Source organism: Massilia aurea (assembly GCF_040790145.1).
In the GTDB taxonomy this organism is placed as follows: Bacteria; Pseudomonadota; Gammaproteobacteria; order Burkholderiales; family Burkholderiaceae_D; genus Telluria; species Telluria aurea_C.
Genome location: NZ_JBFMMP010000001.1, coordinates 74568 through 88365, shown reverse-complemented (window position 1 = coordinate 88365; position 13798 = coordinate 74568). Strand labels below are relative to the sequence as shown.

9 protein-coding genes are annotated in these 13798 nt (G+C 64.7%); 2 read left to right on the top strand and 7 right to left on the bottom strand.

Translation table 11 applies throughout. The features are described 5' to 3' along the window. Positions 1 to 22: 22 nt before the first annotated feature. The 7 genes from AB2N08_RS00380 to AB2N08_RS00350 all read right to left on the bottom strand — a co-directional run bounded on the left by AB2N08_RS00380 (position 23) and on the right by AB2N08_RS00350 (position 10612). Positions 23 to 1678, bottom strand: coding sequence for a T6SS immunity protein Tli4 family protein (locus AB2N08_RS00380; RefSeq protein ID WP_367608648.1), 1656 nt, complete (start codon positions 1676 to 1678; stop codon positions 23 to 25). Between the two features lie 134 nt (positions 1679 to 1812). Next, positions 1813 to 3552, bottom strand: a complete 1740-nt coding sequence (locus AB2N08_RS00375) for an esterase/lipase family protein (RefSeq protein ID WP_367608647.1) — start codon at positions 3550 to 3552, stop codon at positions 1813 to 1815. Positions 3553 to 3576: 24 nt separating this feature from the next. Next, on the bottom strand, positions 3577 to 6366 hold the full coding sequence (locus AB2N08_RS00370) for a type VI secretion system Vgr family protein (RefSeq protein WP_367608646.1): 2790 nt from the start codon (positions 6364 to 6366) through the stop codon (positions 3577 to 3579). Between the two features lie 125 nt (positions 6367 to 6491). Then, a complete protein-coding gene (locus tag AB2N08_RS00365) occupies positions 6492 to 7298 on the bottom strand; it encodes a TatD family hydrolase (RefSeq protein ID WP_367608645.1) in 807 nt (268 codons plus the stop codon). Positions 7299 to 7302: 4 nt separating this feature from the next. Continuing rightward, on the bottom strand, positions 7303 to 8010 hold the full coding sequence (gene lolD, locus AB2N08_RS00360) for a lipoprotein-releasing ABC transporter ATP-binding protein LolD (RefSeq protein WP_367608644.1): 708 nt from the start codon (positions 8008 to 8010) through the stop codon (positions 7303 to 7305). A 4-nt stretch (positions 8011 to 8014) separates the two neighbouring features. Beyond that, a complete protein-coding gene (locus tag AB2N08_RS00355; RefSeq protein ID WP_367608643.1) occupies positions 8015 to 9280 on the bottom strand; it encodes a lipoprotein-releasing ABC transporter permease subunit in 1266 nt (421 codons plus the stop codon). 48 nt (positions 9281 to 9328) lie between these two features. Then, positions 9329 to 10612 carry a lipoprotein-releasing ABC transporter permease subunit gene (locus AB2N08_RS00350; protein WP_367608642.1) on the bottom strand — a complete coding sequence of 428 codons (1284 nt, stop codon included), beginning with the start codon at positions 10610 to 10612 and terminating at the stop codon, positions 9329 to 9331. A 212-nt stretch (positions 10613 to 10824) separates the two neighbouring features. Here AB2N08_RS00350 and AB2N08_RS00345 point away from each other — a divergent pair, with 212 nt between their 5' ends. Together AB2N08_RS00345 and recJ are read left to right on the top strand one after the other, a co-directional pair. Further along, on the top strand, positions 10825 to 11841 hold the full coding sequence (locus AB2N08_RS00345) for a hypothetical protein (protein WP_367608641.1): 1017 nt from the start codon (positions 10825 to 10827) through the stop codon (positions 11839 to 11841). A gap of 22 nt (positions 11842 to 11863) precedes the next feature. After that, the gene (recJ, locus tag AB2N08_RS00340; RefSeq protein WP_367608640.1) at positions 11864 to 13567 is read left to right on the top strand and encodes a single-stranded-DNA-specific exonuclease RecJ; all 1704 of its coding nucleotides are present in this window, start codon (positions 11864 to 11866) and stop codon (positions 13565 to 13567) included. The last annotated feature ends 231 nt before the right edge of the window (positions 13568 to 13798 follow it).

Sequence of the window (13798 nt, the reverse complement as noted above, 5' to 3'; positions counted from 1 at the left end):
CCGTTCTGGCGTGACCACAGCGCTAGGATTCCTGGGCCTGCGGTTGATGCGCCGATGATCCTTCCATGGCGGCACTGGCGTCGCCATGCGTCGGTACGTCTGCGCGACGCACCAGGCGCCATGCGACCCGGCGCTGGACCGTTGCCGGCCGGTTGATCGAACGAGCGAGCATGCCCGCCGGGCCAGCGATGGTTGCCGGCGGGAGCAAGGCGCCTTGCGCGAACCAGCGGGTGCCGTCCAGTGCCTGAGACAGTTCGCAACGCCACCACCCGCTCACCGGGCACGGCGCGCCGGTGATGGCGACACTTTCGGCGACACTTCCGGCGACACTTCCAGCAACACTTCCGGCGAGCCCATCCGTCGGTCGATACTCGCCGTCAGGGCTGCCGGCGAGCTGGGCGTGGCCGGGAACGACAGGCAGCGCCAGCGACTGCAGCGGTGGCAAACGTTCGCGGGTCCGCTTGTCGACAAGTCGCCAGAACGTGCGGCTGGTAAATTCAAAGCTGGGTTGAACGCCACGCACTCTTTCCAAGAAAGTGCGCCGCGGAAGCAACAGCGCCTGCGGCATCCTGGCGCCCTTCGTGAGGAATTGTCGTTGACCACCAAGCACGCCAAAGCCCTTGCCGCCATCAGCGCACAGCCACCAGCCGCTAGCGGGACACTGTTCGCCTGCCGCTGCGTAAGTGCCGAGTGTTGTTGACGGCCTCTCGTCCGGGCTGGCGACTACAGGGTTGGCAGAGCGCAGGCGAATGCTGGTGGCGACACGGTGCCATAGCCCTATCGCGGCACCATCGGAGAGCGAGGAAGAGACGGGCTCGTAGTTGCCATGGCCGGTATTCATCCTGAAGACGAGATGTGGCGTAAGGACGTCGTCCTCGGTGCCGGCCACTTCCCACCAGAAGCTGTGGACGCGGGCCTCATTGTCTTCGACGACCAGTTCAACCAACTCTTCGCCGGCAAGTCCGCCGATCTGCCTGGGCGCCGCCCGCAGTCTTGAAATACGCATTCGCTGCGCTGCCGGCAAACCCTCGTCCGCCGCATCGGATCGCGCCAGCACGCCTTGCTGTTCCGGCTTGCCTCCGGCAGCGAGAATCAGCATGAACTCGATATCCGGATGACTCGGCAGGCGTGCAACCATCATGATTTGTTCACGCTGATCGGCGGTGAGTGGGTCCTGGAAGAAAGCGCGGTCGGTGCAGAATCCCGGCTCGGCAGGGATGCGGTTATCGGGATTCGCAACCAGCCTGTTGACCAGTCTGGGCAAATCGTCGACCCATTCGAGGCCGCGATCTTCGAACGACAGATCAATGCTGATGCCGCTGCCGTGCACCAGCGCCTCGACGGTGATGCCTTCGTCGAGATAGCGCTCGACGCCCAGCCCGTTGCCGCGTGTTCCTTCGACGACAGTGCGGCCATGTGTGAATATCTTGCCTGTCAAACCGTTTGCAGTGCTTACGTGCTTCACGGATTCAAGATTCTTGTGACCACCGGGCCGGTCTGGCGTCGCCGCAAGTTGCGTCTCGCGCGCGGCCACGCGTCTCTGGAACGCCTCTTCGGATTCGTCGAATGCCGAAATCGTGAAACCATCGACCCGAGTCTGGCTCAACTCGACTTGCGCTTCTTCTGGCATGTCGATCAGGAATCTTCCGACACACACTGTTTTCATCTTGTCAGTCATGCGCGCTACCTCGTGTTGGTCCTGGCGAACTACATCGCGTTGATCCAGGACCTTTCCCACTGCCCACGTGGCCACCAATCCGGCAAACAGGGCCCCGGCCAGCATATTCGCCAGCCTGCTCCGGAGCCGACCGGTCACGAGATCTCCTGGACAATCTTGGTAATCAATCGGAGGGTCAACATGAGCACATGCTCATTGTTGTACGCTCCCAGATGGTCGTGCCCCTCGGTTGCAAACACCTGCTTTACCTTGCCCGCGGGTCCGGCGCCGGATTGATGCGGCACGGTGCCATCGCCGCGCGTTTCCTGCTGATCCGGAGCGAACCGAAGTTCGCTCTTTTCCTCGACCAGCACGCGCCGCTGTCCGGTGGCGCTCTGCCCCATATAGCGCGCGGTCGCCAGGTTGGCGGGCGTGAGAGTTACCGCTGAACTGGTTTGCTGAAAAGCGACCCATCGAATCTGGCCGAACGACAGCTGCGCCTTGTCGTTGCCGTAGAAGGCATACGTATTCGGGTGGTAGTAATCCCCCAACTCTCTGTGGAATGCTTCTGCCGTGCTGACTGCGGCCCTGACCTCGGCTTCTATACCGCGCCGCTTCTTTACATACTGATCGGCTGGATCCGCAAGCCGTGGGTTAATCAAACGAAACCAGGATGTGAGGTCACGATACAAGTCGTAGGGATTCTGCAGGTTCGCATTTGGAAAATGCAATGCATCATATGGTTTGGTCTGGTACCCGCCTGCCGCCCGACTTTCGGCATGATTCATGACTGCCGCACCGCCCGCAAACCTGATTACACGCACGTGCAGCCATGGCGCCGGATACAGATGATTGGGCAAGAGTTCGAGCGCGCCGGGCGATGTCGCCAGCACGGGCGTCGTTTTTTCGGTGGTGGTCCCCAGGACCATTGCCAGCCCGGCCCCCTCGAGCTTGCCTAGCGGGTAACTCACGGGGTTGAACGGCTCGGTGCCGCAAGCAGTCCTGCGATAGGCTACCGGTGCGCCTAAAGCAGGCATCACCCCATGAATCACGCCAGCGATGTGATTCGGGATTCGCTTGGCACAAGCCCTGGCCACCAGGCCCCCCATCGAGTGGGTCACCAGAATCACCTTGGTGCATTCTCGCCTGGTACGCGTCCATGACGCGATAATCTGCAAGATGCGCTCTTCAAGCAGCGCCGCTGACGTCTTGCAGTCTTGTAGCCAGCAGTAGCCCGCCGCGTACACCGGAAAATAATACTGGGCATGTTTTACCAAATGGTCTTCGGTCAATGGCGGAAACTGTCGCAGGCCCCAGTGCTGCGGGTCGCAGTCCATCACGTCTTTCCAGTGCGGCTGGATGAAGCGTTGATTGCCCTGCTCGTCGAACCCGAACGTCTGATTCAGGCGCGTTTGCAATCCATACAGCAAGGCGCCATAAGAGGCGGCGTGGACCTCGCCCCAGCCGCGTTCTCGCACCTCGGGTTCGGTCAGCACATAGCCGTCCCCGGCACCGGGCATGACCACGGGGCCACTGTCGTCCACTTCGAGCGTGGCGGCGTTGAACAGCAACTGGCGCTCTCGCGGTGTGTACCTGTCCCATGCCCTCGCGGCACTGAGTCCGCTCAAGTCGCCATTGGGAGGGCGCCAGACGGGCCGGCCAGGTGCGGCCACGCCATTGCGTTCGTCATCGACGCGACCGAGGCGCGGCGTTTTCCTGGCGCGCAAATTGGTCCCCATGATGCCAGGGACGACGATGACCGGAATCACCTTGTTGGGCGGTATGAGGCTCAGGCCCCGCAGTGTGTACGCCGTTGACGACATGTAGGAGTTGACTTGCCACCCGCCGTGCGGCAACGGAATGAGTGATGGGAGCGGGCGGGTGGTTTCACTCATGTCCGTACAGCCTTTGCGGTGAAGTTATGGGAGAAGTTCGAAGCGAACCGGGCCGAGCGTGTCGCTTTGGACCAGCGCCGTCCGCCCGTGCGCGTCGCTCATTCCTTCGACAGTCCTGCCATCTTCAAGGTGCGCGATGTACCGTTGACCTGGAATAGGTTCCCGCGTTTGCAAATGGCGCAAAAGTATGCGTTCGTCGGTTCGCAAGTCGCTGCCCGTGAATGCCGGCGCCAGCAGGCTGCTGCCCCCGGGGTCGCCATACACGTGCGACGCAGCCTTGACCACGTGCTCGCCGCTGCTTTGCTGAACGAGTCGGCCATTCGCCCATTCGGTTTGTGCTCCCTGCGACACGATGCGCACCGATGGCGCTTCGATGTAGATGGCCTCGGCGGAAATCAGGCTGATCCGGCCCGACGACTTGATATCGACCGTGCCCTGGTGCGCTTCGACCGTTACACTGCCCCGGCCCGCAATGAGCTTGATACCCAGGGCCTGGGCGAAAGCGCTGATGCCACGGGCGGCGCGCACAAACACATTGCGCCCGGCAGAAACGGCGGCGTCGCCTCCACTGGCGAGATCGATCTTTGTTTCCGAACTGAGGGCGACATTGGCGTGACTGCCAAGAATAATGCCCGCCGGCGCCGTCACTGCGACAATCGGGGCCGCACCCGTGGCGCCCGGCGACGTCGTCGAGCTGGCGTCCCATCGCTTGAGCTTGTCGACCAGTTCCGCCAGGTTGCCGGTTGTCGCCTCGTCGGCTGTGTGCGGTTCAGCCAACTTCGCCACCTGGTCCACGACGCTTTGCATGAGTTCAGCCAAACCGATCAGTCCAGCGCGATCCATCTGGTGTCCACCGCTGCTGTCGGATGCTTCAGCCGTGATCAGGACGCCGGCCTGCCCGCGCACGGCGGTGTGCCCGTCGCTACGCAACTCGGCGCCGTCACCGCGGGGCGCTGCCACGCCGTTGTCTCTGGGCTGCCCCAGCCAGCCGAGATTCAGCTGCGACGCAGCGTGATCGCTCGCCAGCTGCGCGCCGATCTCACCCGGCGTATCGTCAAAGCGCAGCTGGTTACCCTGAAGACCGCCAGCTTCCCTGCTCCGCATGCCAGACTGGTACCGGTTGCCTGGCAATCCGCCCCGCGCACTCAACGCCGGCGGATCGCCACGCTGGTTGAACACCTGCGACAAAATAACGGGCCGGTCCGGATCGCCGCCGAGGAAGGCGACCAGTACCTCGGTGCCAACGCGCGGCAAACTGAGCGAGCCCAATTGCTGGCGGCTCCCCGGGCCGTTGCCCGCCCAGTTCGATGCAACGCGCACCCAGGCCGAATCGGCCGGCGTGTCCGACGCCCCTGCCCCGTGGGCATGCCGATGGTCGCCCGTGCGCATCCCGGGAAACCGAATTTTTACTCTTCCCAGCGCATCGCAATGGACCTCTTCGCCGGGCGGCCCGGTGACGATCGCGCTTTGCAGTTGCGGATGCGGCAGATCGGCGCCCGGATCGAACCCCGGGGCCAGCGCAATACCACGCCGCACGGCGTCGAAGCTCACCCGCACATGCATCGCATCGAGCGTGGGCGTTGCCGCGGTGAATGCGGTCTCGGCGCCGGGCAACAACGCGCCCATCAGGCGCCGCACGCGGGTGGCGACGTCGCCTGGCAGGTTGTTCTCGGCCTCCAGGTGCAATGCGGTGATGACGAACTCGCGCTCGGGGGCCGGGTGTGTGTCGATCTCGGGGTGCCCGCTCAGCGTGAACCACTCGCCGGCGCGCAGATCGCGCACATTGCCTTCGCCGTGGAAGCACTTGGTATCGAGTTCGTGCCGGTTCATCCGCAACTGGCCCAGGCGCCAGTGGTCTTCGACGTCGTTGCCGGCATGCGGCATCTCGACCTGGTAGTCGTCAAGGCTCGCGGCCAGCTGGTTGCCGCTGGGGCCCTGGTCGGCCATGCCGCGCGCGGTGGCGGTCATGAACTGGGTGCCCAGCGGATTGCGATAGTCCCAGCTGTGACGCGTGGTGCTGCCGGCCTGCAGGCGGCGCGCGGCGCACCACGAAACAATCGTGTCGCGCTCTTCGCTGGCGCCGCCCTGGTGGTAGCGCACGGCGCCGGCGCTGTTCTTCGGCAGCGAGTTGGGATCGTTGAACAGCACCAGCGTGTGCGTGGGCGAGGCGTCGCGTTCTGCGCCCTGCGTTTTGGTGCGCGCGTGGCCGGGGCGGAAGGTCCAGGCCACGCCGCGCCGGCGCAGCAGGCGCCGCACGAAGGCGGCGTCGGATTCGTTGTATTGCATGGTCTGTTCGCGCGGCGGGAACTGGCGCATGTCGAACAGCGGATCGAGTTCGTACTCAAAAGCGCTGGCCAGCACGCCGTTGGATTGGCGCCATTCGTCGAACAGCACCTGCACGATCTCGAGTTCATTCTGGTAGCGGAACACGCGGCTGTTGACGCGCTTTTCCATGATCGCCAGCGCGTCGCGGATCACCAGCTGATACACGCCCAGGCCACCGTCGAAATCGCCGGCGCGTGCTTCGGCGACGATGCCGCAGGCGCCGCGCAACTGGCCGCGGTCGGTGACCATTTGGATGTCGGCCGGCAGCGCAATCAGTTCCTTGAGCGGCAGGCACGGTGTGGAAGCGACGCAAGTAACAGTGTATTCAAGGCCGCCGCAAATGGCTTCGCTGCCGGTAACGCGTTGTGGCAGCAGGACGGTGTCGAACAGATGATCGGCAGACCCGAGGCGCAGCCGGATCGGCCGGTGGGCCGCCGTCAGCGAACGTTCGTGCTGCAGCATGCGCAGGAATTCGCTGGCGCTGTCCAAGTGGATCTCCTGTCCATTCAATGTGATTCTCGTGGAAGCACATCTTGGCACGCTGTCCTTACAGCGATTTGTCAGGTGTCACAATTGTCGAGTGAGATTACGGGAACTTTACGGAAGCGGCTGCTTCAGAGGATGCCGCACAAGCCGGCAAGGCGCGGGATGGCCGCAAGCGAGGCGCGATGGGCTGCGATGCGCACCACATCAACATCGAGGCCGCGCAATGCGGCCAGGGCTGCGCCGATGCCGGGCAGTTGATCGGGGCTGTTGCGGCCGGGATGAATCCAGCTCGGCGCGATGTCCGGTGAATCGGTCTCGAGCACAATCGACTCGAGCGGCAACTCGGTGGCCAGGCGCCGGATCTGCAGCGCGCGCGTGAACGTCAGGTTGCCCCCAAAGCCCAGGTGCATGCCCAGGTCGATGAAATTCTGCGCCTGCTGGAAGCTGCCATTGAACGCGTGCGCGATCCCGCCCGGCGGGCGAATCTGGCGCAGGTGCTTGAGCACCTGGTCTTGCGAGCGGCGCACGTGCGTCATGACGGGCAGGCCGAAGTCGCGCGCGATGCGCAGCTGTTCGCGGAAGAACCGCTCCTGCTTGGCGCGCATCTCGGGCGTTGTTAGTTCGGGGATGAAAAAATCCAGGCCGATCTCGCCGATGCCCACGAAGCGCGGATCGTCCAGCGCCGCTTCCACGCGCGTGCGCAGATACGCCAGGTCGTCGTCCTGCGCCTGCGGTACGCAGATCGGGTGGATGCCCAGCGCATAGCAGGCGTTCGGGCTGGCCGCAGCCAGGCCGGCGACCGCATCGAAGTTACCCCGCTCGACCGCCATGATGACGATCATCGACACGCCGGCCGCCTGCGCCTTGCGTGCGACGCCGACGCCATCGCCGCCGTATTCGCGGGCGTCGAGGTGAACGTGCGTGTCGATCCACATGGCCTTAGCTCTCCGCCGCTTGCAGCCCGTGCTCGGTCATGCGCAGCACGCGGTCGCAGCGGCGCGCCAGTTCCATGTCGTGCGTGACGATCACGAACGCGGTGCCGAGGGTGCGCGACAGTTCGAGCATCAGGTCGAAGATGACCTGCGCCGTCGTGTGATCGAGGTTACCGGTCGGTTCATCGGCCAGCACGCAGGCTGGCTGCGTGACCAGCGCGCGCGCCAGCGCGACGCGTTGCCGCTCGCCCCCTGATAGTTCGCCCGGCCGGTGCATCACGCGTTTGCCCAGGCCCACGCGCTCGAGGATCGCCTGCGCCTGCACCAGCGCGTCCGCGCGCGGCATGCGGCGGATCAGCAGCGGCATCATCACATTGTCGAGCGCCGTGAATTCGGGCAGCAGGTGGTGGAACTGGTAGACGAAGCCCAGCGCCGTGTTGCGCAATTCGCCGCGGCGCGATTCGGACAGGCTCGCGAAATCTTCGCCGCGCAGGCTCACCGTGCCGCTGCTGGGCGTATCCAGGCCGCCGAGCAGGTGCAGCAGCGTCGACTTGCCAGAGCCCGACGCGCCAACGATGGCCACGCGCTCGCCGCGGTACACGGCGAAGTCGATGCCGTCGATGACGCGCACGATGGCGTCGCCCTGGCTGAAAGTTTTGCCCAGGCCACGGCAGGCCAGCACGGGTACGTTGGTTGTATTCGATTCGTGGTTCATGACATCATTCATAGCGCAGCGCCTCCGCCGGCTTCACACGCGAAGCGGCCCAGCTTGGGTAAATCGTGGCCGCAAAGGCCAGCACCACCGACACGATGCCGATGGTGACGACGTCCGGCGTGTACAGCTCGGACGGCACGGTACTGATCAAATATATATCCTTGGACAAGAACTCCACTCCCAGCAACCGTTCGATGAACGGGACGATGACACCGATGTTCAAGCTGAAGCCCACCCCCATCGCCACCCCCGCGAGCGTGCCGAGCACACCGACCACCGCGCCCTGCACCATGAAGATTTTCATGATCGAGCCGGGCGATGCGCCCAGCGTGCGCAGGATCGCGATGTCGGCCTGCTTCTCGGTCACCGTCATCACCAGGCTCGAGACCAGGTTGAAGGCGGCCACCGCGATGATCAGCGTCAGGATAATGAACATCATCTTTTTTTCGGTCTGCACCGCAGCGTACCAGTTGGCATTGAGCTTGGGCCAGTCGCGCACGACCAGGTCGCCCTCCATGGAGGCCTTCAACTCCGCTGCGACTTGGGGCGCTTCGCGCATGTTCGCGATGCGCAGGCGCAGGCCCGATGGCGCCTGCTGCCGTTCGAGGCGCTGCGCATCCTCGATGTGGACGAATGACAGCGCCGCATCGAAGTCGAAGTGCCCGGCCTCGAAGATCCCGGCCACCGTGAAGCTGCGCGTGCGCGGCACCATGCCGGCCGGCGTGACCTGGCCCTGGGCCAGCACCATCGTCACCTTGTCGCCCAGGCCCACGCCGAGCGCGCGCGCCAGCGCGTAACCCAGCACGATATTGAAGCTGCCGGGCTTCAAGGCATCGAAGCTGCCGGCGCGGATCTGCTGTGCGACGGTCGACACATTGTCTTCGACACCCGGCAGCACGCCGCGCACGATCGACGGGCGCATGATCCCGTCGCGCACCAATAAACCCTGGGTTTCGACGAATGGCGCCGATCCCAGTACGGCCGGATTCTGCGCCGCTTCTTTTGCCCTGGCCTGCCAATCCGGCATGCTGCCCGAGGCGTCGAACACTTCGATATGGGCCAGCACCGACAGCATGCGATCGGTGACCTGCTTCTGGAAGCCGTTCATCACCGACAGCACGATGATCAGGGCCGCCACGCCAAGCGCGATGCCGGCCACGGAAATGAGCGAGATGAATGAAATGAAGCTGCTACGCCCGCTGCTCTTGCCGGCGCGCGTGTAGCGCAGGCCGACCTGCCACTCGTACGGCAGTTTGTGGATGATGCTCATGAATTCTTATCGTTGAAATTGGAATCGACACGGTCGCCGCACGCGCGCTTATTCATACCGCAGCGCCTCCGCCGGTTTCACGCGCGAGGCCGCCCAGCTTGGATAGATCGTGGCCAGGAACGACAGCAGCACGGCCACGCCGCCGATCCAGCCAACGTCGGCCCACAGCAGTTCGGACGGCATCTCGCTGATCAGGTATACCTCTTGCGACAGGAAGTGCACGCCCGACAAACGCTCGATCGCCGGCACGATCACGTCGACATTGAGCGCCACCAGCACGCCCAGGGCCACCCCTGACAACCCGCCCAGCAAGCCGACCAGCGTGCCCTGCACCATGAAGATTTTCATGATCGCGCGCGGCGAGGCGCCCAGCGTGCGCAGGATGGCGATGTCGGCCTGCTTGTCCTTGACGGTCATGACGAGCGTCGACACCAGATTGAACGCGGCCACCGCCACGATCATCGTCAGGATAATGAACATCATGTTCTTCTGCGACTGCACGGCCGCGAACCAGACGGTGTTAACCTTGGTCCAGTCGCGCATGATCAATTCGCCCTGCATCGACCGCTGCAGTTCGTACGCCACTTGCGGCGCCTGGTGCAGGTCTTGCAGGCGCAGGCGGATGCCGGCCGGCGCCGTGGCGCCCGTTGCCACCTGGGCGTCGTCGATATTGATCAGCGCCAGCGTGGAATCGAACTCGAAATGGCCGGCCTCGAAGATGCCCGATACCGTCAGCGCGCGCGTGCGCGGCAGCGGGTTCTCGCCCGGCGTGCTGGCGCCGCCCAGTATCCCGCTGCTCGCCACGAGCAGCGTGACGCGGTCGCCCACCTCGACCCCGAGCGACTTGGCCAGCGCGCGGCCCAGCACCACGTTGAACGAGCCCGCGCGCAGCGACGCGAAACTGCCGGCCTTCATCTGGCGCGTGATGTCCGATACCTGCGCTTCTTCGACCGGCGCCACGCCGCGCAGCAGCGCCGGCTTCATGACGCCGTCGACCAGGAGCATCGACTGCGCATCGATGAACGGCGCGGCAGCTTTTACTTGCGGGTTGCGCAGCGCCTGCAGGCTGGTGGCGCGCCAGTCGGGCAGCGCGCCGCGGCTGTCGAACACCTCGACGTGGGCCAGCATCGACAGCATGCGGTTGGTGACTTCTTTCTGGAAGCCGTTCATCACCGACAGCACGACGATCAGCGCGGCCACGCCGAGGGCGATGCCGGCCACCGATGCCATCGAAATGAACGAGATGAAGCTGTTGCGGGCACTGCGCTTGCCGGCGCGCGTGTAGCGCAGGCCGATCTGCCATTCGTAGGGGAGTTTGTGGGTGATGCTCATGCTGTGTGTGTCGACCGATCCGCGTAAATCTTTTTGTAGGTAGCTGCGCCAGCCGTAGCTGCGCCAGCCCGGCAGTTTGCCAGACAAACCACGATTGTGGCGCAATTATCAAAAACCCACGAGCTCGTTCTACTGAGCATGTGGTGCAGAATCGCGGTGGAGAATCGCCGCAGCGGTCCACTGGCGGCGGCGATTTGCCCTAGAATAGCGGGATGGCTCATATTACGCTCGTCCTGCCGTTCGCCCTGCCGCTCCCTGAATTTGCTCCCGACCTGGTCCGCGCCATGAACACGCCGGCGCTGTCTTCGCTACTTTCGCGCACCTCGCATGTCACCCGCGCCCGGGTCGCCGAGAGCACCCACGCCCTGCCCCACGAAACCTGGCTGGCGCGCGCGCTCGGTCTGGGCGCGGAGGGCCGGCTCGATGTCGCTGTCGCCGCGATGCGTGGCTTCGGGTTGGATCCGGAGGGAGGCACCTGGTACATCGTCAGCCCCGGTCACATCCAGATCGCCCGCACGCACCTGACGATGGCCGATACGCGTCAGGTGCCATTGAGCGATGACGACAGCCGCGCGCTGTTCGCAGCAGCCGCCGACCTGTGTGAAGACATCGGCCACGCGCTGCGCTACGGCGACGCGCACACGTGGTTCCTGCGCGCGGACGACTGGACCGGTTTCGAGACCGCCAGTCCCGACACGGTCGTGAACATGGACCTGACCGATTTCATGCCGAAGGGGCAGCCGGCGCTGGCCTACCGGCGCCTGCAGAACGAGGTGCAGATGGCGTGGCACGCGCATCCGGTGAACGCCGCGCGCGAAACGCGGCGGCTGCCGGTCGTGAACGCGTTCTGGGTATGGGGCGCCGGCAGCACGGCGCCCGCACCGGGGCAGCCGCTGGCCAGCGTTGCGGTCCCGGGCTGGCTGGGCGCGCTCGGCGAACAGCGGCCTGGCTCACTCGACCGGCTGGACGGGTTGCTCGCCACCGACCGCACGCTGGTGGTCGGCACGCTGGCCGAATCGGCGCAGGCATCTGACTGGGGCGTCTGGCTGCAAGAGATGGCGCAACTGGAAACGACGCTGTTCGCGCCGCTCCTGGCGGCCGTGAAGGCTGGCCGCGTGGGCAAGCTGCACCTGGTGCTGAGCAGCCGCGAAGGCCTGCTCGAGGCCACGACGAGCGCCATGGCGCAGCGCAAATTCTGGCGCAGCCCGAGCCTGGATCTGCTCAAGTAAGTTATTCATACCGAGATCGACATTGACCATCAAGACCCGACTTTCAACCCGCCCCTGCCCGTTTCGCACCGCCGAACTGCTGCGCCAGGACGGCGTGCACCCCGTGCTGGCGCGGATCTACGCGGCGCGGGGCCTGCTCAACGCGCGTGAACTCTCGAGCGAGCTGGCGGCCCTGTCGCCGCCGTCCGGCCTGAAACACATCGATGTCGCCGCGGCGTTTCTCGCCGACGCCATCGCCGCCGGCAAGCGCATGACCATCGTCGCCGACTACGACTGCGACGGCGCCACCGCCTGCGCCGTCGCCCTGCGCGGCTTGCGCGCGATGGGCGCGCAGGTCGACTACATCGTCCCGAATCGTTTTGAATACGGCTATGGCCTCACGCCCGAAATCGTCGCCCTGACCGCGCGCGAAAAAGCGCCCGACATCATCGTCACGGTCGACAATGGCATCGCCAGCGTCGACGGCGTGCTGGCGGCGAACGCGCTGGGCATCGAAGTCGTCGTCACCGACCACCACTTGCCGGGCGACGCACTGCCTGCGGCGCGCGTGATCGTCAACCCGAACCAGCCTGAATGCGGCTTCCCGAGCAAGAACCTGGCGGGCGTGGGCGTGGTCTTCTACGTGCTGCTGGCCCTGCGCGCCGAATTGCGCCGGCGCGGCGTGTTCGATGCGCAGACGCAGCCCAAGCTCGACAATCTGCTCGACCTGGTTGCCTTGGGCACGGTGGCCGACGTCGTGAAACTCGACGCCAACAACCGCATCCTCGTCGCGCAGGGTCTCAAGCGCATGCGCGCGGGCCGCATGCATGCGGGCGTGGCGGCGCTGTTCCGGGTCGCGGGCCGCGAAGCGCGCTGCGCCACCCCGTTCGACCTGGGCTTCGCGGTCGGCCCGCGCCTGAACGCCGCCGGCCGCCTGCAGGATATGGCGCTCGGCATTGAATGCCTGACCACCGACGACCAAGGCCGCGCCTGGGCCATCGCCCAGCAGCTCAACGAGATCAACCTCAAGCGGCGCGAAATCGAGGCCGAGATGCAGGACACCGCCCTGCTGCACCTCGATACATTCGAGCCGACCGGCGCCAGCACCATCACCGTGTTCGACGAAGGCTGGCACCAGGGCGTGATCGGCATCGTCGCCTCGCGCCTGAAAGAAAAGTTCTACCGTCCGACGTTTACCTTCGCACCGGCCGGCGACGGCATGATCAAGGGTTCGGGGCGTTCGATCCCGGGCTTTCACCTGCGCGATGCGCTCGACCTGGTCTCCAAACGCGTGCCGGGCCTGATCGACAAGTTCGGCGGCCACGCGATGGCAGCCGGCCTGTCGCTGCGCCACGCTAATTTCGACACCTTCTGCCAGGCATTCGAGGCAGTCGGCCAGGCCTGGCTGACGGCAGCGCAACTCGAACGCATCATTGAAACCGACGGCCCGCTCGAAGACGAATTCTACTCGACCCAGTTCATCGAACTGATGGACGGCCAGGTCTGGGGCCAGGGCTTCGCGCCACCGGTCTTCTGCGACGAGTTCCGCGTCGTCAGCCAGCGCATCCTGAAAGAGCGCCACCTGAAACTGCAGCTGGAAAAAAACGGCCGCCGCTACGACGCCATCTGGTTCGGCCACACCGACAGCCTGAGCGACCGCGCCCGCGTCGCCTTCCGCCTCGACGCCAACGAATACAACGGCGTCACCAAAGTCCAGCTCCTTGTCGAGCACGCCGAATCCGCCTGATCATGCTGCAAATGTGCAGGCAAACCCGCGAGCAATTGCTCAACAATTCGACTCTGACCCTAATTGTGAAACGGACTCTGCAGTCAAGGTAACAATTAGGGTCAGAGTCAAATTGTTTGATAACTTTGATGCGTTAGCGATAGTTACAGGCGACATGATTTTGAGCGGTTCGCTATGATGGGCCGGTTTGTCTGCACGCCGTACTGCCGCGGCGCGTTTCATTCCCCGTTC

What these genes read in the sequence shown, in the direction of transcription:
- AB2N08_RS00345 (WP_367608641.1), top strand. Translation starts at nt 10,825, where the DNA reads ATGGCTCATATTACGCTCGTCCTGCCGTTCGCCCTGCCGCTCCCTGAA.
- AB2N08_RS00355 (WP_367608643.1), bottom strand. Translation starts at nt 9,280, where the DNA reads ATGAGCATCATCCACAAACTGCCGTACGAGTGGCAGGTCGGCCTGCGC.
- AB2N08_RS00365 (WP_367608645.1), bottom strand. Translation starts at nt 7,298, where the DNA reads ATGTGGATCGACACGCACGTTCACCTCGACGCCCGCGAATACGGCGGC.
- AB2N08_RS00380 (WP_367608648.1), bottom strand. Translation starts at nt 1,678, where the DNA reads ATGACTGACAAGATGAAAACAGTGTGTGTCGGAAGATTCCTGATCGAC.
- AB2N08_RS00375 (WP_367608647.1), bottom strand. Translation starts at nt 3,552, where the DNA reads ATGAGTGAAACCACCCGCCCGCTCCCATCACTCATTCCGTTGCCGCAC.
- AB2N08_RS00350 (WP_367608642.1), bottom strand. Translation starts at nt 10,612, where the DNA reads ATGAGCATCACCCACAAACTCCCCTACGAATGGCAGATCGGCCTGCGC.
- lolD (WP_367608644.1), bottom strand. Translation starts at nt 8,010, where the DNA reads ATGAACCACGAATCGAATACAACCAACGTACCCGTGCTGGCCTGCCGT.